This is a genomic window from Pseudoalteromonas sp. CO342X, assembly GCF_004208915.1.
Classification (GTDB): domain Bacteria; phylum Pseudomonadota; class Gammaproteobacteria; order Enterobacterales; family Alteromonadaceae; genus Pseudoalteromonas; species Pseudoalteromonas maricaloris.
The window spans coordinates 59,866-81,552 of record NZ_SGPH01000038.1; the positions used below are offsets into that span (position 1 = coordinate 59,866).

The 21,687-nt window shown below is 43.8% G+C and carries 6 protein-coding genes; 1 reads left to right on the forward strand and 5 read right to left on the reverse strand.

The window, feature by feature from the left end; genetic code table 11:
* Nucleotides 1–2: 2 nt before the first annotated feature.
* From EXT47_RS17865 to EXT47_RS17880, 4 genes are read right to left on the reverse strand one after another with little or no spacing between them, the layout of a single operon-like run.
* Nucleotides 3–7,301, reverse strand: coding sequence for a non-ribosomal peptide synthetase (locus EXT47_RS17865; RefSeq protein WP_130127217.1), 7,299 nt, complete (start codon nucleotides 7,299–7,301; stop codon nucleotides 3–5).
* On the reverse strand, nucleotides 7,298–10,675 hold the full coding sequence (locus EXT47_RS17870) for a non-ribosomal peptide synthetase (protein WP_130127218.1): 3,378 nt from the start codon (nucleotides 10,673–10,675) through the stop codon (nucleotides 7,298–7,300). The genes EXT47_RS17865 and EXT47_RS17870 overlap by 4 nt, the downstream gene beginning before the upstream one ends.
* Nucleotides 10,676–10,677: 2 nt before the next feature.
* Nucleotides 10,678–16,449, reverse strand: coding sequence for a non-ribosomal peptide synthetase (locus EXT47_RS17875; RefSeq protein WP_130127219.1), 5,772 nt, complete (start codon nucleotides 16,447–16,449; stop codon nucleotides 10,678–10,680).
* Nucleotides 16,450–16,452: 3 nt separating this feature from the next.
* Complete coding sequence (locus EXT47_RS17880) at nucleotides 16,453–18,876, reverse strand: penicillin acylase family protein (protein WP_130127220.1); 2,424 nt, start codon at nucleotides 18,874–18,876, stop codon at nucleotides 16,453–16,455.
* Nucleotides 18,877–19,038: 162 nt separating this feature from the next.
* Here EXT47_RS17880 and EXT47_RS17885 point away from each other — a divergent pair, with 162 nt between their 5' ends.
* Entirely contained in the window at nucleotides 19,039–21,180 is a 2,142-nt protein-coding gene (locus EXT47_RS17885) for a winged helix-turn-helix domain-containing protein (RefSeq protein ID WP_130127221.1), read from the forward strand.
* A 162-nt stretch (nucleotides 21,181–21,342) separates the two neighbouring features.
* Here EXT47_RS17885 and EXT47_RS17890 read toward each other — a convergent pair whose 3' ends face one another.
* On the reverse strand, nucleotides 21,343–21,549 hold the full coding sequence (locus EXT47_RS17890; protein WP_017218550.1) for a hypothetical protein: 207 nt from the start codon (nucleotides 21,547–21,549) through the stop codon (nucleotides 21,343–21,345).
* Between the last annotated feature and the right edge of the window lie 138 nt (nucleotides 21,550–21,687).

Here is a 21,687-nt window from a genome sequence, read left to right on the forward strand (position 1 = left end):
TTTTAGTTTAAATATTTATTAATCAGTGTTTTAAGTTCGTTTTCTTTCATGATGGCATGATGATCTGTGTCCTCAATGCCAAATGCTTCACAATGTGATAAACGTGTTGACCATCCCTCTACAGCCGTAAAATCGCTGGCGTAAATTAGTCGAGCACTGGATGCAGAAGGAATGCAGGTATGGGCTGAAAATAATGCATGGTTATGGCTCAATATCTGCCACTGCATCTGTAAATCCATTAAGGTAAACGCTTTAGAGACTAGGTGCTGTGTCACACACAACTGATGAAGCATCGCCAGACGTTGCTCGTGATCCAAATGCTGTACATCTTCAACGGCAATGCCATCCAGCGACACCCCAAGTTCTTCGGCAAAAGCGCCTAACCGCTGTAATTCACTTTGTTCAATATTTCTATGTAGCTCAGGAACATATGAATCAATCATGGTCAGACTAAGTACTTTTTCTTGTGCCAACCTTTGCATGGTGTGACCAATTACTCCACCCATCGACCAACCGATCAGATGATAATTCGGGTGCTCGATATCAACCTCAAGCAAAGACAGATAATGTGTGGCCAGCGCAGTGATCGATCTAAATTGCAAGGTAGTGGATTGCAGCCCGTAAATAGGTGCATTCGTTTCCAATTCAGAAACCAATTGTGCATAGCAAGTCAACTGACCACCCACAGGGTGAATAAACACAATCGGGGGTTGTTGGTCATCGCCTTCACGCAAACACACAAGTTGTTTAAGGTCACCATAACTATCCATTGCATCCACTTTTGCTGCCAGTGAACTCAACGTTTGCTGCTGGAAAACATCTAGTGCATTGAGCTGCACATTGAACGTCTTTTTAATTGCTCGGACTAGCGCGACCGCTTGTAATGAGTTGCCACCTAGCTCAAAAAACGACGATCCCTTAAACAGCAGCGTATCCGTCGGTAGCCTTAATACTGCTTGCCATACCTCTGCTAACTTGCACTCCGTCTCAGTGCTTAAACTGTCCCCGGATGGCTCAACCTCGACTTGTGGTAATGCAGAAATATCCAGTTTGCCGTTGCGAGTAACTGGCCAGTGTGTCATGGCAATATATTGTTGAGGTATCATGTAGCTTGGTAATTTCGCACTTAATGTAGCGCTCAACCCAGTACTATCAAGCACTTCAGATACACCTTGTACATATGCCACAAGCATAGGAGTACCACTTGCTAAATAACTAATCATCACATGTGCCCTTACAACATCAGGCAAAGCGAAAAGATGCTGCTCTATTTCAGCCAATTCAATACGATATCCGTTTAGTTTCACTTGAGAGTCAGCACGACCTACGTAGTGCAAAATACCATCTGAAAAACGCACGATATCGCCTGTTTTGTATAACCGAGCATGGCATGATTGGTGGTAACCAAACGGGTTATCAATAAAGCAGCTGGCAGTTAGCTCAGGTTTACCTAAATACCCTTCTGCAACGCCTTCACCACTGATATATAACTCCCCACTCATTCCTTCTGCGACTAATCTCTGATGATCATCAAACACATACAAACGAGTATTAGATAACGGCACACCTAAATGTGGACAGGAGCCTGAGATTTCAGCAACCGTTGCATTGACGGTACATTCTGTTGGACCATAAACGTTCAAAGCCTTCCGATCATACTGGTGCTGCCACTTAACCAAACGCTGCCAAAGTGACTCAGAGATGGCTTCACCGCCTATGATAAGGTTTGGTAATTGCGCATCTAGGTCTTCGTCCAGCCACATTTCGACTAAGCTTGGCGTACAATCCAATACCGTCACGTTATTGTCGCTAAGGTATTCGCCCAGTTGTTGTGGTTGTAACTTAAGGGTTTCTGGTATCGGTGTTAACGCCATTCCAGCTATCAGCTGCAATAACCCCTGCAATGACGCATCAAAAACATAGTTAGCATTCCATCCCCAGTTTTGTTCACCTTGGCATATTGGCCAACGTTGCATCTCTTCCATCAATGAAACTGCATTGCGGTGCGATACCATGACACCTTTCGGCTGCCCTGTAGTACCTGAGGTGTATATCACATAGGCAAGATCCTCTGCCGAGACGATAACAGGGGTAACTTCCCCAGCGACTTGTGCGACTTCTAACATATTGACGGTAGTGCTTGGGCACTGAGCGCTATCAAAGCGCGTCTGATAAGCTGGCTGTGAAATCAACAGACTGGCTTTAGCATCAGCTAGCACAAAATCAACTCGTTCTTGCGGCGCGCTTGGGTCTAGCGGCAAGTAAGCTGCGCCAGCAGTCATAATGGCTAACAAAGCAACGACCATCTCATCACTTTTGTCCATCTGCACAGCGATAACCTGTCCACGCTCAATACCATGAACTGTCTGGAGCACTTGCGCACACTTTGCTACACGCGATGCCAACGCTTGAAAGGTCCAATTTTGATCCTGCCAGTGAAGCGCGATGTTAGTAGCGTGCTTTGCTACAGTATCTGACCAACATGTGACCAAACTCTCGGCAACAACAGGCTGCGTTGAGTCTAGCGGATTCAACTTAGCGAGTAGTGCTGTGGTTTGAGCTTCGTTACAAAGCGTCAACGCGCTCATTGGTAAAGTCATGATATCGCGCTGCGAATTACCTTTTACCAACGCGCGTAACAACTGCATCATCTGCTCGGATAATCGCTCAATGCTCGATGCTTTAAATAGGCTAGTGTCGTATACCCAATTAACGGTTAACTGGTGGTCAGACAGCTCAAAATGAATATCTAAATCAAACTTGGTTGTGATCTTTCCATCCGTTAGCGAGGTAAACTCAACACCTGATAAAGCCTCTATCGAGTCTGCTTTATCAAACCGGAAGCTATCTTCTCCATCCGTAGTCAACATTATCTGAAATACAGGGCTTATCGCTGCGGAGCGATTCACATTAAGCGCATCAACTACTAAATCGAAAGGCACCAAATTATGTGATTGTGCGGCAATATTGACGTCACGTATGTGAGCTAAATACTCTCCCAGAGTCGCAAAGTCGGTGTGCGCCGTTAGTGCAATGGTATTTACAAATAGTCCAATTAAATCAGCTAGCTTTTGATCATGTCTACCTGCCACTGGCGCGCCAATTACACACTGAGATTCACGGCCATGTTGTGCAACAACAAGCGACAACGCTGCATGTGCCAACATAAATGGGGTTAGATTATGCGTGCCGATAAAATCCTTTAACGCCAACGCTTCAGCCTTTGCAAGAACCTGGATTACAACGGCTCCAGCTTGCTGTTTAATTTTCGGCCGAGGAAAATCCAAGGTAATACCATGCTCTGCTGGTGCATCCTTAAGGCACTCCTGCCAGTGTTCAAGCGATGCTAAGCAGCTCTCACTGGTCAAGTATGTTTGCTGCCACACAGCATAATCCGTGTAATTAAGCGCATTATGCGGCAAGTTTGGCTTCTTACCTTCTTGCTCACCACGGTAGAGTTCGGCGAACTCGTTAAACAAGATGTTCATCGACCAACCATCGGTAGCAATATGATGCAAGCACAATAGTAAGGTACCCGAATTTTGCGCAGCACCATCAATGTAAGCCACGCGTATCAGCGGAGAACTGGTGAGATCAAATGATTCATTCAACTCACTTTGCACTCTCATTAACTCATCAGCATAGTGTTCTGCACTAGTATGGTAGTGAGCAATAGTAAATGCTGAAATTGGCTGAACCTGCTGTATCTCACCTTCATCGGTTTCATGGTAAGACGTTCTTAATACTTCGTGACGCTGAAGCAGGCTTAAAAACGCGCGTTCGGCTGAATCAATGTTAAAATCACCGCGAACTTCAAACTGATAATTTAGATTATATTGCGTACTACCATGACCAAGTTGGTCGATAAACCACATTCTGCGCTGTGCTGCCGACAAGGGATACCCCTGCTCCGAACTTGGCGCTTTGGTGACGCTAAGTAAGCTAGTGGTATGCTGATATTGCGCGACTAATTCGGTAAATTGAGCCAGTGTAGGCGCTTCAAATAAACATTGCACAGGCACTTCAGATTGTGCAGCATGATGAATTTTGTGCACGACATTCATCGCCAGTAGCGAATGGCCGCCGAGTTCAAAGAAATTACTTTCCATGCCAATGTGCTCTGGCGCAAGCTGCAGAGCAACAGCCCAAATATTGGCAACTACACTCGCTAAAGCGCTAGAGGGTGGTGTCAGTTTCATAGCCGTATTACTTTGCTCACGCACCAGGCGGGCACGATCTATTTTGCCATTTGCGGTAAGTGGCATCGCTTCTAAAAGTACAATCTGAGCCGGGAGCATATGTAAAGGCAAACACGGAGTAAGTGCCTGTTTAATCGCCTCAACACTCTGTACCTGATGGCAAGTTACATAAGCAATCAAGCTTTTTTGCCCACCCTCAGTTTCGACTTGTACTGCGGCCTCTTTGACATCGGTTAGATTTGTTAGCGCTTGCTCTATTTCACCGATCTCGATACGAAATCCGCGGATCTTTACCTGATTATCGGTTCTGCCGATATAACAAACATTGCCATTTTCATCCCACTTAACCATGTCGCCGGTGCGATAAAGTCGCTCACTCGTAATTGAATCAACATGGACAAAACGCTCTGCTGTCATATCAGGTTTGTTTAAGTACCCTCTGGCAAGTCCTATTCCGCTTAAGTACAGCTCACCAACAACGCCAACGGCACTGCGTTGCTGCTCAGCATCCAAAATATAACAACCCGTACCTGAGATTGCCTTACCGATTGGATATTGGACTCTCCCTACTTCTTCAATTTCATAGTAAGTACTAAATGTCGTATTTTCAGTCGGTCCATAAATATTCAATAAACGCATGGGCTTACCATTAGCTAACGCGCGATCAATAGTATATTTATCGAGTTTCTCTCCACCAACCATGACATTATTTAGTGAGGCAAATGCATCTGGACGAATAGCAATGATTTGATTAAATAGCGCCACAGTGATGAACACTGTGGAAATGTTCATGCGACGAACTTCATCAGCAAAGCGGTTGGCATCAAGTAAACAAGCCTTATCCATCCCATATAATGTTGCACCGTTTGCCAATGCTCCCCAAATCTCAAATGTGGCAGCGTCAAACGCGGTATTGGAAATGAATAAGATATTTTCAGCCGAACTCAATGAGACATAATTAGGGTTGTGTACTAATCGCTCAATACCTAAGTGTTCAACCATCACCCCCTTTGGCTTACCTGTCGATCCAGAGGTGTAAATAATGTAGGCAAGATCATCGCCACTGGTAGTTAAATCAAGATTAGTACCACTGTGAGTTGCAATTTCAGCTTCAACCTCTAGCGCATCAACTGCCACGACAGCAATCTCGTACTGCTCAAAAATGGGTGCTAACGCTGTCGTAGTCAATACTTGCTCTAGCGCCGTATCTTCGATCATATATTGCAGCCTAGCCGCTGGATAATCGGGATCTAGAGGGACGTAAACCGCGCCAGCTTTGACAATCGCGAGCATGGCAATCACGAGCTCCGTAGAACGTTCGAATGTCACGCCAATGAATGCACCTTTACTTATACCTTGGCTTTGTAGGTATCTTGCTAATTGATTCGCTCGGGTATTTACTTCTCCATAACTCAGAGTGTTACCGGCGACACAAATAGCTGGTTTGTCTGGGTTGCTACCTGCCCAATGCTCTACATAGCTATGAATAGGTAAATTATTTCCCTGATATGCAACGGATTGCTCCCATTCTTGTATCTGAGTAAGTTCGGCATCATCAATCAGCACAAGTTTCTCTATAGGAGTATCAATATTGTCAGCAATTTGCTTGCAAATGATCTGTAACTGGCGGGTCATTCTCGCGACGGTTTCGACCTTAAACAGGTTAGTGTCAAATGAAAAGCTCACTTGAATGCCATCAACTGTGTCAACGATGTTTATTTGGATATCGTATTTTGCGCTTAGCTCTGCTGAGTCAAACGATTGCAACACGACCTCTCCCGCCAATGGGATCTCTGCCTCTGTGCTAATATCTAGATTGTTCTGTACGAGCGCAATTTGAAACAGCGGATGATAACCATTGCTACGCTCTGGTTTTAACGCCTCAACTAAATATTCAAATGGAATATCCTGATGCTCAAGCGCAGATTCATTCACTTGTTTGGCTGCCGACAACAGCTGGGCAAATGACTGCTTTGAGTCTAGGCGTAAGCGCAACACTAAGTTGTTAATAAAGCAGCCAAACGTTTTTTCTAGTTCTTTTTGCTTTCTACCCGCCACTGGCGTGCCCACGACAACGTCGTCACTACCTGCGTAGCGCCCCAGTACCACTGAAATAGCGGCATGAAACAGCACAAATAATGATGTTTGCCGTGTTGTCGCCAACGCTTTTAGTTTGCGACTTAAAGAAGCTGATAACTGTGCAACTCTAAAGTCACTTCTACCACCGGTAGATGCCGGTCGCGAAAAGTCCAATGGGATACTATGAACGCTTGGCAAATCCTGTAATTGAGTTAGCCAGTAGGTCTTTGATCCCTCCACATTATCACTACGTAGCATCTCTGATTGCCAATTTGCATAATCGGCATATTGCACTGCAACGTCGGGAAGCTGTGGCGCAATACCATGAAATAAAGCGTTATAAATATGCTTGAATTCGTCAAGTAACAATGCCATTGACCAGCCATCAGCAGCAATGTGATGGACATTGAAGAACAAAATACCCCGCTCTGGAGATTGCCTTAAAAAACCACCTCGAAGCATGAGGTCATGTTCAAGATTAAAAGGCCTGTCAGCATCCTTACGTACAAACTCAAGTGCAAGCGCCTCGCTTTCTGCAGCTGATAAATGACTATAATCTTCAATAATAAAGTCAACATCGCCCGCTTCACGTACCGTTTGCACCAGCTGTTCACCTTGGTAATGTACAACAGTACGCAATGCTTCATGACGAGCAACTATCATTTGCATTGTCTGACGAGCCATAAGCTCGTCAAACTCTCCAACTACGTGCACACCATTTGGCATATTGTAAGTCGCCGTAGCATCTGACATCTGCTGTGATAACCAAATTCGGCGTTGTGCAGAAGAAACGGGCAGAAGCCCATTTCTATCTACTGGCGTAATACGGTAACGCTGCCGTTCACCTTCTAGCGCAGCAAACCGCTGAATATATGTAATCAGAGCTGTTTTATTTTCCTTAAGCATCGCTATGAGTTCAGGGATCAGGTTACTCTTTTCGCCAGTGATATTCAGGCTCTGGCCGTCCGTAGACAGCCTGAGGCCCAAAGTAGAGCACTGTTCAATGATGTGCTCTACACTCATATCACCATCCTTTCGTCATCATCACGCGCGACGCTGCTAGACATTACCAACTTTTGTTTCTCATAGAGCTCACACTGTTCAGCAAGTGCTTGAATAGTTGGGTTTTCCATTAGCACTTTTAATGGTATTTCAATACTAAGTTGCTCACGGCAGGCACTCGCAACTCGGATCCCCAATAGAGAGTGACCGCCGATAGCGAAGAAGTTGTCGTCCATGCTGATAGACTCTTTGCCCAATAAATCCTGCCAAATGGTTTGTAAACGCGCTTCCATCTCTGATCTTGGCGCAATGTAGTCATCAATCACTTCTTCAAGCTCAATGCTAAGTAGCGCTTTACGATCCTGCTTACCATTTTTCGTTAACGGGATTTCTTCAACTTCAATGATGACGGCAGCAACCATGTAAGCAGGAAGTTTTGCTTTCATCCAATCACTGAGTCTATTTTGGTTTACATCTGCACCTGCCACGTAAGCGACTAGCTGTTCATCCTTGACGAGTACTGCGGCATCAGTTACACCCGCATCTTCCAAAATAACAGACTCAATTTCGTTTAGTTCGATACGATAACCACGTAACTTAACTTGGAAGTCACTACGTCCTAGGTATTCAATAGTGCCATCTGCCAGCCAACGCCCTAAGTCACCGGTTTTGTAGATACGACCAAAAGTAGCAGACTCGATGAAACGCTCTTCAGTTAACACATCATTGTTAAAGTAGCCACGAGCAACCCCTTCACCACCAATGTATATTTCACCTTTTGCGCCAGCCGCTAACGGTGCTAGTGCATCATTCAAAATATAAGTCTGGCAATTCGGCAATGGACGCCCAATATTTGGTACAGACTCAGCGGTAATATCAGAGAAAGTCGCGTTAACAGTACATTCTGTAGGCCCATAGACGTTGAGCGCAAAACGTTGATGTTCAGAAGCATGTGATGCCACTTTTTGCCATAATTCAGAGCTGATAGCCTCACCACCGATTAATAAATTCGGCAATGCAATTCCCTGCTCATTGGCTTCACGAAGCACTAAATCAACTAATGCAGGGGTGGTATCGAGTACGTCGATTTTATTTTCGGTAAGGTAACTAAGTAACTTGCTTGGATCCTTTCGCAATTCATCTTTTAGTAGATTAAGCTCCACACCAAAAGCCAACTGAGTCAGAGCCTGAACAGAAGCATCGAAAATCATCGGCGCGTTCCATGCCCAGCGATATTGACCTGAAACCCCACGCTCAGACAACAGCAGCTTCATGCTGTTTGCAAGATTCACCAAGTTACCGTGTTGAACTGCCACGCCCTTTGGCTTACCAGTTGAGCCTGATGTATATAACACGTAAGCCAATTGCTCAGCTGACAAGTTGATATCGTCGACATTGATCTCACCAGTTGCCACCAACTGTGTGTGATCGATAGTCAGAGTCTGACAATTAATGTCTTTGAATTTATCGTTGTAATGAGACTGAGCAACAACGATATGTAGTCCAGTGTCAGCGATGATGTATTCGATGCGATCATTAGGTGCTCCAGCATCTAGTGGAACATATGCGCCACCCGCGTGCATCACCGCTAGTTGGGCAATTAGCTGTTCGATACTACGGTCAACACAAATACCGACAGGAGACTCAGTTACCACGCCTAGCGCTGTTAACTGCTGAGAAAACTCACTGACTTTCGCTGCAAGCTCACCATAACTAATAGCTTCATCTTCAACTCGTAACGCGATTGCATCTGGATTTTGTTGTGCGAATTCAAAAATCGACTTAATCAGATTGGTTTTGTTTTCAAAGGTATGTTCATTCGCATTTTGCCAAGGCTGTAGAGTACCTTCTGTCACACCAGAAATTGTCGAGATTTTCTCGTCTCCATTAGCGATAGCATTTGCTAGCAACGCTTCAAATGATTGAGCAAAGTTCTCCATGGTATGTGCGTCGAACAGCTCTGATTTATATTGCCAAACCAGTACTAGCTTTCCTTCTTCCACCGCGGCACTTAGCGAGATATCAAAGTTGACTACGTCAACACCTGAGAGGATTTCTTCCGGATCCGACATTTCTAAACCAGGGAGCTGGAACGTACCGCTATCATGGTTTTGTAGTACAAACCACAGCTGGAACATAGGTTGATGACTGCTACTACGCTCAGGATTCAGGTCTTCAACAAGTGCATCAAACGGCAGGTGCTGATGTTCAAATGCCTCTAATAGCGTAGTTCTATTGCTGGCGATAAGTTCATTGAAACTTGGATTACCTGACAAGTCGGTACGTAGTACTAGGTTGTTTAGGAAGAAGCCAATGAGTGGTTCAACGTTTTGGTGAATACGACCTGCGACTGGCGTCCCCATAACGACATCTTCTTCGGCGCTCCACTGACCAACCAATAAAGCATAAATCGTTTGCAGCGCCATAAACTGTGTTACGCCCTGTTGTTGGCAGTATGCATCTAGTTTTTTCGTTAGCGCGACACTCAATTCACGGCGCAATGAATTACCTAAAAAGCCTTGCTGTGCTGGGCGACTACGGTCTAGTGGTAGGCTGTGTGTTGCTGGTAGGTCTTTTAACTGTTCGCGCCAGTAACCCACTTCATTTTCAAATACTTCACCTTGTAGCCATTGACGTTGCCAGTGTGCATAGTCCTTATATTGTACTTCCAACTCAACTAACGGATTCGGTTTGCCTTGACTGTACGCGGTATATACTTCTAAGAACTCTTTGACTAACACACCAAGAGACCAACCATCTGAAGCAATGTGATGCATGTTAAACAACACATAGTGCTCAGACCCTGACGCTTTAATTAACTGAACTCGCAGCATAGTGTCGTTTTGCAGATCGAATGGCTTTAGCGCATCTTGCTCTGCCAACGAACGGATCTCGTCGTACAGGTCATCTCCTTGCAAGTGAGTGAAATCAATAATGGTCACCGCACTATCGACCTGATCTCGGATCACCTGTTCACATTTATCGTTCGTTTCTTTGTATACAGTACGTAAAATCTCATGGCGCTCAATCACGGCATCGATCGTTGCAATGAAAGCCGCTTGGTTAAGGCTGCCATCTAACTTAAATGCCGCAGACATATTGTACTGTGCAGAGCCTTGCTCAATACGGTCAATAATCCAAAGGCGCTGTTGAGCAAAAGATAGCGGAATAGGTCCATCAATCACCGCACGCTTGAGTTTTTGTTTTTCAACAGCACTTTTCTGTGCTGAAAATTTATTAATGAACTCAATAAGCTGCGCTTTATTTTCTCGTAAAATAGTGATCATTTCATTGCTCAATCCGCCTTTTGGCGCATCGATTTGCAAGTTGCCGTTCTCTACAGAGAGTCGAACTCCTTGCTCAAGACATTGATTTATTATTGTTTGTGTGTTCATGGTTATTTCCTTAAAGTTTGCGGCGAAGTAGTAGCTGTCATCGTTGGACTGGCCATACTTTGATTGTTAAAAATGGATGAGATTAGTTCTGCCAATTGGCTAACAGAGGGACCACTGGCAAATGTCGACACATTTAGTCCCAAGTTAAAATGCTGTTCACAAGATGAACATAAACCCTGTACTTGTAATGGATTACCTCCTAATTCGTAGAACCCTGCATCGACTTTGACTTGGTCTTTTTTTAGTAACGATGCATAAATATCATGCAAAATATCTATAATGCGTTCGCGCAGTTGTATGGCTTTGCTTTGAGTCTGTGCAAGACTGCCAACATGCTGAGTTGACGCTGATAGCTGGTTAAGTTTGATTAAGCGGAACTCTTCAAAAAGTGCGTTGACTGCTATCACTTTGGCATCTGATGTTGCTTGATATTGCGCTAGGATTTCAGTCAGGTGTGTATCCACCTCTGTACCATTGATAAGCAGATCCGTTGTGTGACTAAACGTAAGCCCAGTTTGGCTGTGCATTAAATTTAAGTACCCAGGCGTCAGCTCAATCAGGTTTACTTGTTGAGATGCTAAGTAATCATTCAATTCAGTAATTGAGTATCGAGTCTTGGTGTCAACGATATGTAATTCGAAGCCAATACTCATTAGACATAGCGCCATGACAGAGCAATCGAAGGACACGGATGCATTCCAAATAAACTTATTACTGTGACTCTGCTGTGGTTGAAGCTCATTGGTGAGCTTGCCCGATAGCATGACGAGATCGTGTTGTGTTAGTGCTATTTCGTTATCGGATCCCGGATACAGAATACAAATAGGCTGAATCGATAACTTTGCTTCTGGCTCAAGAAACCCTGTCGGTACCTTAAAAGCCAGCGCTTCTGTTGTATCCAACACTTTTACCGGTGTATCAGCTAAGAATGATCCTAAATGACGCTGCGTAACCGCGAATTCCAGGTTAAAACGCTTGATTGCTTCATCTATCGTCTGTGTATCACTATCTGGGTCTAATACGATAAAGGTGATACCACTGAATAAGCAGGCCATTTGAGTGACTAATAAAGCCAAACCATGTTCTAAACAAACCCCTACCGAATAACCTGGTTTTACGCCTTGAGCATCTAAATAAGCGCGCATGCGTCTAACTTTGGCAAACAGGGCTTGCTGAGCAACTGTTTGTCCTTCGTTTACCACTGCCGTTGACTGAGGACTGGCGGTAGCATTTGCGACCACTCGTGCAGCAAACACTCCTTGCTCAACGATTGGCACTTCAATATTTTGTGAGGACATTTGTGTCAAAGGAATTAACGTGTCAGACCCTTCAAGGAACCATTGCAAAATAGCCTTAAAGCGCGCGGCGTATTGCGCTACCGTATCGACGTTAAACAACTCAGGGCGGTACTCCCAATCCAGTGTTAATGTGCTTTCCTGTTCGTATACCGACAATGAAAGATCGAAGTTAACGCTTGGAGTATGAGGCTCCACCAGCTCAACTTTTAAATTATCCAACGTCATCGGGTTGAATTGTTGGCTGTGGTAAACAAACCAAAGCTGAAAGATCGGGTTGTAACTTTGGTTGCGTTCGGGATTTAATCGCTCTACCAATAGTTCAAAGGGAACATCCTGATTATCAAAAGCAGACATCACAGACTGTTTGGACTCGGCCAATAAGTCTTCAAGGGGTCGACCAAAATCAATCCTATTGCGAAGTACTATTGAATTAGTGAAACACCCTATTAATCCTTCGATATCAGGATGATTTCTACCCGCTACAGGTGTGCCAACTAGGATATCGCTTTCGCCACTTTGCTCTGCGATTAAAAGGGCATACACGAGCTGTAGTACCATAAACGGCGTCATGTCTTTACGCTGACAAAAAGCCTGTAACTGCGAGCGCATTTGGCTATCAATAGTCAACTTGTAGCTACGCCCTTCAAATGAAGGTTGTGCTGGTCGAGGATAATCCAACGGCAAACCATGCACTTGTGGATGATCCGCCAAAAAGTCAAGCCAATGCTCTAATTGCGCATCCAGTAAACCGTCCTGAATGTTTTGATGTTGCCAATGCGCATAATCTTTGTATTGAATATCCAGAGTCGGCAGTTCAGCAGCTTCATTTCTCAACACACTGCGATAAAGCATCTTCAGCTCTTCGGTTAAGATGTTGATAGACCATCCATCAGCGGCAATATGGTGCAAAGTCAGTAGCAAAAAGTGATGTTCCGGCGCAGTTTTAATAATTTTGGCGCGAATTTTTAAACCCACATCTAGTTGAAAAGGCATATTCGCTTCGGCTTCAACAAAATGTTCAACACTGGACATCACATCTTGTTTACCCGAGAGGTCTATCATTGGCACATCAAAGCTATAGTCTTCGAGTACGTATTGCTTAGCCGTATAATCGTCATCGATTAACACTGTGCGTAACACTTCATGGCGGCTAACTAGCTGCGCTAACGCATTCTGTAATGCACTAACCTGCAATGCCCCAGTGATGGAAAATACTCCGGGCATATTGTATTGCGCCGTGCCATAACTGAGCTTATCAATCACCCACATTGACAGTTGAGAGCGCGATAAAGGATGTCCACGTTCGATGTCCGACTTAGTCAGATTGCGAGTCGCCGGACTATACGATTGATCTTCCAACATCGCATCGACTTTGCTCGCCAACTGCCTAATCGTTGGCTGTTCAAAGATGCAAGCAAGTGGCAGATCCACTTGTAATCTTTGTCTTATCTGACCAAACATCTTCATGGCTAATAAAGAGTGACCACCCAGCTCAAAGAAGTTATGTGTCACGCTAATTGCATCTCGCTCAAATAGCGACTGCCAAATCGTGCTTAACAAATGCTCGGTGTCAGTTGTTGCTGCGAGAAACTCAACTTCTCGATGTGCGGGTTCAGGCAGCGCTTTGCGGTCTACCTTGCCGCTAGAAGTCAATGGAAATGCATTCATTTCGGTGTAAAAGTGAGGCACCATAAAGTTAGGTAACTCAGCTGCAAGCGCAGTACGTATGGCCTCAACATCAAGTGCAGCACTAGACTCCATGATGACATACGCAGCCAGCTTTACATCACTACCTCGCTCACCATGCGTGGTCACCACCGCCTGCTTAATGCCGGTCAGTTGCGATAGCTTTTCTTCGATTTCCCCCAATTCAATACGATAACCACGGATTTTTACCTGATGATCGATACGACCTAAATACTCAATCTCACCGGAGCGGTGTAAAGTGACTAAGTCCCCTGTTCGATAAAGTCGCTCGTTGGCAACTGCAGGCAAGTGCACAAACTGAGTAGCAGTAATATCAGGTCGACCTATGTATTCAAGCGCAAGACCATCGCCCGCAATACATAGCTCACCACTCACACCAACCGGAGCTAGCTGCCCTCGAGTATCAACAACAAAATGACGGTAATTAGGAAGTGATCTTGATAACCGGCAACTTGGTATACCATCTTTGTCTCTATGCACCTCTTCAACCAAGGAGTACACGGTTGCTTCCGTTGGCCCATAACCGTTAATAACTCGTTTCGATCGCAACAGCATTTGCTCTGCAAGTGCTGGATAAAGCGGCTCACCACCAGTGACCAATGTCGCTTGAGCATTTCCTTGCCAACCAGCCTCAACTAAGGCTTGCCACATCGTTGGAGTACACTGGAATAAGTTGTACTCAGATGTATTTGCAAACGCTGCGAGTTTAAGTGCATCCTTACCTATCTGATGTCCAACCAACGTGACTTTGCCACCAACAACCAAAGGGGCAAATATTTCCAAAGTCGAAATATCAAACCCTATCGTTGTTGTTGCTAAACAATGACATGCTTCTGTAAGTTCAAGGCGCGCGACCATGCCACCAATGAGGTTGTCTAAACTACGTTGAGCAATCAATGCGCCTTTAGGACGACCCGTAGACCCTGAAGTGTATAAAATATAAGCACCCACAGCTTCACGTTCTGTCAAAAAGCTAAGGCTATGCTGCCTTGGCGCCTCTATATCGGCGGTTAATTGGTCAATAAGTAATGTACGTTTAGCATCAATCGGAGTCGTTTTCGATACCTGCGTATCAGTCACCAACAGCGCAGCCTGACTATCAGTAAACATAAAGGTCAGACGATCAAGCGGATAAGAAGGGTCTAGCGGTACATAGGTTACGCCTATAGATAAGCAAGCTAATAACGTGGCAACCATATTCTCATTGCGATCGAGGCATAACCCTACACAATCGCCGGATTGGAGCCCTTGTGACGTTAAAATTTCAGCTATTTGCACCGCTTTTTCGCTTAATTCGCGATAAGTCCAAGTAGATTCACCAACAACTAGCGCAATACTATTTGGGCGGTCTGTTACTTGCTGATTAAAACGTTGCACTAGGCTACTACTGTCACACGCTTCCGAGCTGCCGTTTAGCGTTTGATAAGCCTGAAAGTCCTGCTCATTGAAAAAGTTAAAGCCTGAGATCTGCTGCTCTGGGTTGTGACGTATAGCTTCCAAAATAGCAAACAGACGTTCGAATATGACTGCCACATCAGATTCATCAAAAAATGCGCGATTTGCTTCAATCTGTAAAATCACATCTTGATGGTCGCCATATTCACAAAGATTGAATAACAAAGGTGTGGTTTCCACCCCAGGAGGAATAAACTCTGATTCGGCGTCTATCTGTCCGTCTGCATATTTATAATCTAGCTTTTGATAATTGAACTGGACATCGAATAAGCGCTCAAGGTCTGGCTTCAACTGACGAGCGTGCTCAACAATTTTACTTACCGGATATTTCTTAAACTTTGAGACATCTCGCATTTGCGTGCGGATCTCACTCGCAAGGTCAGCCATGGTCCACTGTTGATCAATGCCAAAACGCATTGGTAAAACAGAGACTATGCCGCCAATTGCTCGCACGGTGGCTTTATCACGATTGTGAAACGGCAAAGCCAAAATAATGTCAGATGTATGATATTGAAGGTTTAAATAACATGAGATAGCTGCCATAAACAGATGATGTATACGGACTCCCATGTTTTTTGCCAGCTCAGATAGGCTAGTATAGTCTGCCTGAGCAATCGCATACTGGCTCAAAAAGCTCTCATGCATCAGGGGGGTATTTAGCTGCTTGGGAACAAACATTCTATCTGGCAATTGGCTGCTGAACTTTTGCTGCCAGAAGTCTGCTGTTGCAGCACTAATATCCACATTGTGATGCATATAATCGACAACGTGTTCAAACTGCGTCAGCTGGATAGGCTCAACAATGCCGTTTCCATCTTTATGTGCCAAATAATATCTAAATAACGTATCAAACCAGTTGCTGTAACCAAATCCATCAGTAACCAAGTGATGCGCAATCGGTACATACCAATACTCGTCGCTCGTTAGTTTGAGCAAGAAGGTTTGATATAAACCAGGTTCAGATAAATCAAAAGGCTGCGTTAGCTGTGTTTTTACAAACTGCTTCGCTTGCTCTTTCGCATCAGAAGCGGCACTAAAGTCAAGATATTCGAACTTACACGCAACTTCAGCGCGACACTGAACTGGTTGACCCATCTGCTCTTGGAAATAGAGGTGAAAAACATCGTTTTCAGCCACTAGTTGCGCCATAGCCTGTTGAAAGGAGGCCACACAAATAGGCTCTTTAATTGTTATCACTCCACCAATGTTATAGTTTGGTGAGCTTGGATATCGTTTTTGATCCAGATAAATATCGAGTTGTGCAGATGTCAGCATCATACCCTTATCCTCTGTGAGTTTATTATTGTTTTTCATGGTTTATTCCTTAGACTCAGCGGGGAGTAGCTTGAGCGAGTAAACGGTTTCCTGCGGCAAAAATGGCGAGAATACCCCTTTTTGCCAGTCGTCATGCCCCGCCATCCAGTATGGCGACATTGGATTGGACGCTTGGCCTACAGGCATATGAAAGAATCCACTTTGCTCTTCACCTGGTGTCACCCCCATTCTCATCGAGGCACCGAAGCTTTGCTCCTGTACTAGGGGCATGTTGATATCTCCGTCAGCACCGTATTCTGGGATATTAAAGAACCTCCCAATGAGTGGCAGAGCACCAGCGACAGGGTGAGAAATAGCAACTTTGTTGTAGTCACCCCATTTGGCATTCGCAATCGAACCATGAGTGTTATTAAAGTGGTCATTCAAAAAAGTCAGAGCATCGGCATACAAAGCTTGCCAAGACTCAAAATGTGTATTTAAGAGATGGTCAGGGTGCTCATTGACTAACTTCCATAGTGGCCCTTCCCACTGGCTGGTTAAGCTGAAGTAGTCAAAAACATTTAGGTCGGGATTACTTTCATTAACTCCACTCAGAATGCCGCTAAAAACTCTGCGTGCGACCTGAGTTCTGAATGCTCTCACCAACAAATAACCGGTGGAGTCTTTAAGTGCTTTACCATTCCAGTTATTGACAATTTTTCGGTATTCGGCCAATTCAGGATATTTGGCCATGAACTCTTCATTCATAATAGACAGCAGCAGATACTGCCAACGCTGGAGAAATATTGCGCGACTATCGAGCTGTGTACGCAACATCTGGGCTTCACTAGGCTCATGCATCACTCTGAGACCGTTATGAATTTGCTGCGCTCTCGCGCCAAGGGCGTAGTTTTCGCGACCAATAATATCTAGTTCATCACCTGAAACGACTCGTGCATTAGCAGTAAAAATAAAACCCGATTTAGGATTAACACGTTTCGGATATTTATCTGTCGTTAAGTACCCTGACCAGTCATATTCTTTATTGTCATAGTCGATGGGAGCCCATACTGAATGGGCTCTCTTTGGTAATGCCCCCAACATCGTCCAGCCAATATTCCCTTGCTCATCACCCACCACTACATTGAGATGCGTCATATGCGTGTTATTGAATAAAGGCAGCGCGGTATCAACGCTAGATGCACGCTCAACTTCCAATAACCCTAAGTTGACTGCAGAGGATGAATGGGCGACCCAACGTAAAACCAATAAATCGCCATTCTGTTCACGTTCAACGACAGGTCCGTAAGGAGTGACATCAACGACATATTCCACAGGCTCAGCGTCCTTGACATCAATGCGCTGTGTAACATGTGTGACTAGTTCTTGACCTTTATCTGCAGGGATCCGCAGCAAATCAGACCAATCCCCCATAGAGTTAGTGAAACCCCAGGCTATATGTGTATTACTGCCCGCAATCATCAGCGGTAGACCGGGTAACGAAACACCGGTTAATTTGCGGTCTTCATTCGCTTCGTGCCAAGAAAAGCCAACTCGATACCAAATATTGGGAACATTGAGGTTTAAGTGCATATCATTGGCAACTAAAGCCTTGCCGGATTTTGTATTTGCACCCGACACAGCCCAGTTATTACTGCCAGCAACTGAAGGGCTATCTTGTAACGCCATTGTATATAAAGAATCAGCTTGCTCATGCAACGCCAGAATGTCTTGATTAGTGTCAGTAGCACTTTTTAGTGAGTAAACTTCAGCACTAGGGATAGATATTGCGGCAAGATGTTGTGTATCTAATGGCTGATCCCAAGAAGTACCCAGCGGCACCAGAAAGTCAACCAGTGCCTGTGGTAAGTTTTGTCGTAACTTATTTAGATAAAGTGTATTACGGTAATCATGGCCTTGCATTTCCATAAACATGGCAAAAGAAACTAAGAATGAATCCTCCGCTTGCCAAAGATTTGGTGATGCCTGTAACAAAGTATATTCAAATGGGGTATTGTCTAGCTTTTCAAGCCCGGAATTTACGCCTTCAACATAGGCATCAAGTAGTGCCTTGTGTCTAACATCTAAACTTTCATAAGCTTGTCGCGCAGACTTTCTGAATTGATGTAGCCGAGCTTCCTTGTCAGCACTAACAAAAGACTCACCAAAAAGTGCACTAAGTTCACCAGCTGCCTTTCGACGCAGGTAATCCATTTGAAAAAAGCGCTCTTGAGCATGTAAGAAGCCCATAGCTCGAGATACATCCATTCTTGTCTGTGCAATAATGGATGGCATACCGCTTCTGTCTCTGTCTATAACAACTTCATTTTCAATATGTGGAAGATTAACTTCACCATTTAATAAAGGCAGAGCAGAATTCAGTCGATCCCATAACCAATAACTAGCGCAACTGGTTACTACCATAGTTGATAGGCCACTAAATAAAAGTGCCTTTTTTATAGTGCTATGTTTTCTTTCTATGCTCATCTTCGCTTTCCAATACCTGTTCCTTGTGCACGACACACGGTGAACAAAACTAAACTAGCCAAGATAATTGAATAATCAGCACAGAAAGACAAAACACTTCCCATTATAATGTGTTACATTGGTTGGTAACAAAAAAACACATTAAATAAACACAATATAATCATGAATGGTAATAGTGTTAACAGGGCAATTTGGTTAGAAGATAAACAGATTACAGTTGGTCAATTTCAGATCGATTTCAAAAAAACACGCTTGTATGACAACAATGCCGTGGATGAAGCCGAACGAGTAATTAAGCTAGAACCCTTAACCATGGAGCTTTTATGCTACCTAGTTAAGCGCCAAGGTGACTATGTAAGCCAAAAAGAGCTGCTTGATCATGTTTGGGATGGGCGCATCGTTTCAGACAATGCTATTCGCCGAGTCGTTAAAAAGCTCAGAGATGCGCTAGGTGACGATGTAAAGTCTCCTACTTATATAAAAACCGTGCCTAGCAAAGGCTACCTGCTTATTGCCGAAGTAAATATCGAGACGGTCACACAAGGTAACGACGCTGATCACATCGCTGGAAATATCCAATCCCCTGATAATAAGAACATTAAAAGAACTCTCCAGAATCAATCTAAGTATTTGTTTATATTACTTATAGTAACATTGATTTCTTGCTATGTGGCTTACGCTTATATTTTGAAACCTACTAAAAAGGAAATACAACAAATAAAAGCAGTCACCAGTATGTCAGGTGAAGAGGATTGGGCGGATTACCACAAAGAGTCGGATATGGTCGTCTATTCTCATCGCAAAGACGTGTCGGGTTCTTTTAACTTATACATTAAATCTTTGTCAACCAACGTTACTAAAAGGTTAAGCTCAGGCGAGGCTAACTATTATTCCGCTAAATTCTCTAAAAATGGAAAGAAAATCGCTGCACAAAAACAAAAAGGCAATCATGCAGAATTAGTCATCTTATCGCTAAATGATGCAATGGATGTTTCTAAGGAAGAGGTGATCTACAAGTATGATACATCTCAGCCAAATTTATCCTGGGCTCCAGACGATAGTGCGCTGTACTTTTCCCTGAAAAAGCAATCGGATTATCCAAATACCATCTTTAAGATCGATATTAACAGTAAACGCCTAACTCAGGTAACTTACCCAGACTTTAATCCTTATGGAGATTACTTTTCAGCAATTTCAGGGGATGGATCACGCCTTGGCGTTTTAAGATACTCAAATTATCAACGGACACACTTGATCATTTTAGAATTGGCCTCTGGAAAAGTGCAGAGCAATACCGTACTTGACTTTATACCGCAAAATATCGTTTGGGATGAAAGCGGTTCAGGCCTTTATCTTTCAAATAATAATGAAATCTTCTTTTTTAACGCTCAGAAAAATGAGCTCACCCCTCAAGTGCAAACCGATTTTGGGCTATCTTCAATTTACAGTACCTGCGGACAACATTGCTTGTTAGTAGGTAAGGAAGAAGAAAATGTGCGTGATATTATTGAAGTTAAGAATCCATTTTTTAAAAATAGTATCAACAACTTATTTGAGTTTTCACTTGCGGGTAAAGAGGGACATCCCGATTATCTGGCAGACTCAAATAGCATAGTGTTCCGCTATGAATATGACAATATTCCACAAATCGTGACTTATTCAACATCAGGAAAAATGGAGTTATTAACCGAGTTTACTCAGCATCACAATATAAGCGACCTGGAGTATCACCCAAAGCATCACTCCATACTCGGTATTTTAGACCGCCAACTATTTACCTTAGATATCAATAGCAAACAAATACACTATCTAACCACTCAGTTAGAAAATATTCAAAATCCGAGCTGGAGCAATGATGGACGTTCAATCTACTTCTCACGAAAGGAAGGCAATCAGTTTTGGCTTATACGCCAAGATGTCAACAGCGGTAAATCAGAACCACTGCTTTCTAATGTAGTCAGTGCAAAAGAGGATCCCAAAGGCCAGTATCTATATTATCAGCGTACTGATGGCCAATTGTATCGAGCACCATTAGACACGATGAAAGAAAGTAAACCGATAGCAAAGCTAGAGTTAGCGTCTAATATTTCTTGGCACCTTACATCTCAATACGTCTATTATTCTGTTTCAAATGGTTATAAGTATGATTTGGTTCGTACAGATTTGAATTCAGGCAAGTCTGAGCGAGCTTCTCTACTGAAATACGCATTCTACGCAAAATTTCAACTCCATCCGAGCGAACAAAAGCTATTGCTACTGCAACGAGCAGCACCGAGTACAGACCTTTACAACGTCTATTTTTAACTCGATACGATAAAGTGTCCTCTGCATCACATATCATTTTGCAGAGGACAACGGGCTAGAACGATCATAGGTGTTAAAACGCCTTTCTTAACCTTTTACTATGAGACTTTAAATAATCCAACTACCGCATGTAAGTATCCACTTGGCGGTAGAGTGTCATTATTACTCTTCCGTTGAGTTATCTTCCGGCCAACACTTAGGGAAGTTTGGGCAACTTGGGGTAATAATCTCACCATTTGGGGTACCCGTGGTGTTGGCACCATTCGAGTAATAAGGTTGCTCAGAAGCCTTTGCTGGCGCCCACAGAATAAAAAACACGGTGCCGATAAAAAGTGATTTCATTGTTGTTGAGTTTATTTTAGAAAACATATTATATCCTTGTGTAATTTTTGTTTTTAATTGATTTTAATTATATTTTTTTTTTAGTAGTGCTTATTCAGTAACATTATCACTACTGAGTGCATCACCTATTACCACTTTTTCAGCATTGGAAATAGGATGTAAGCA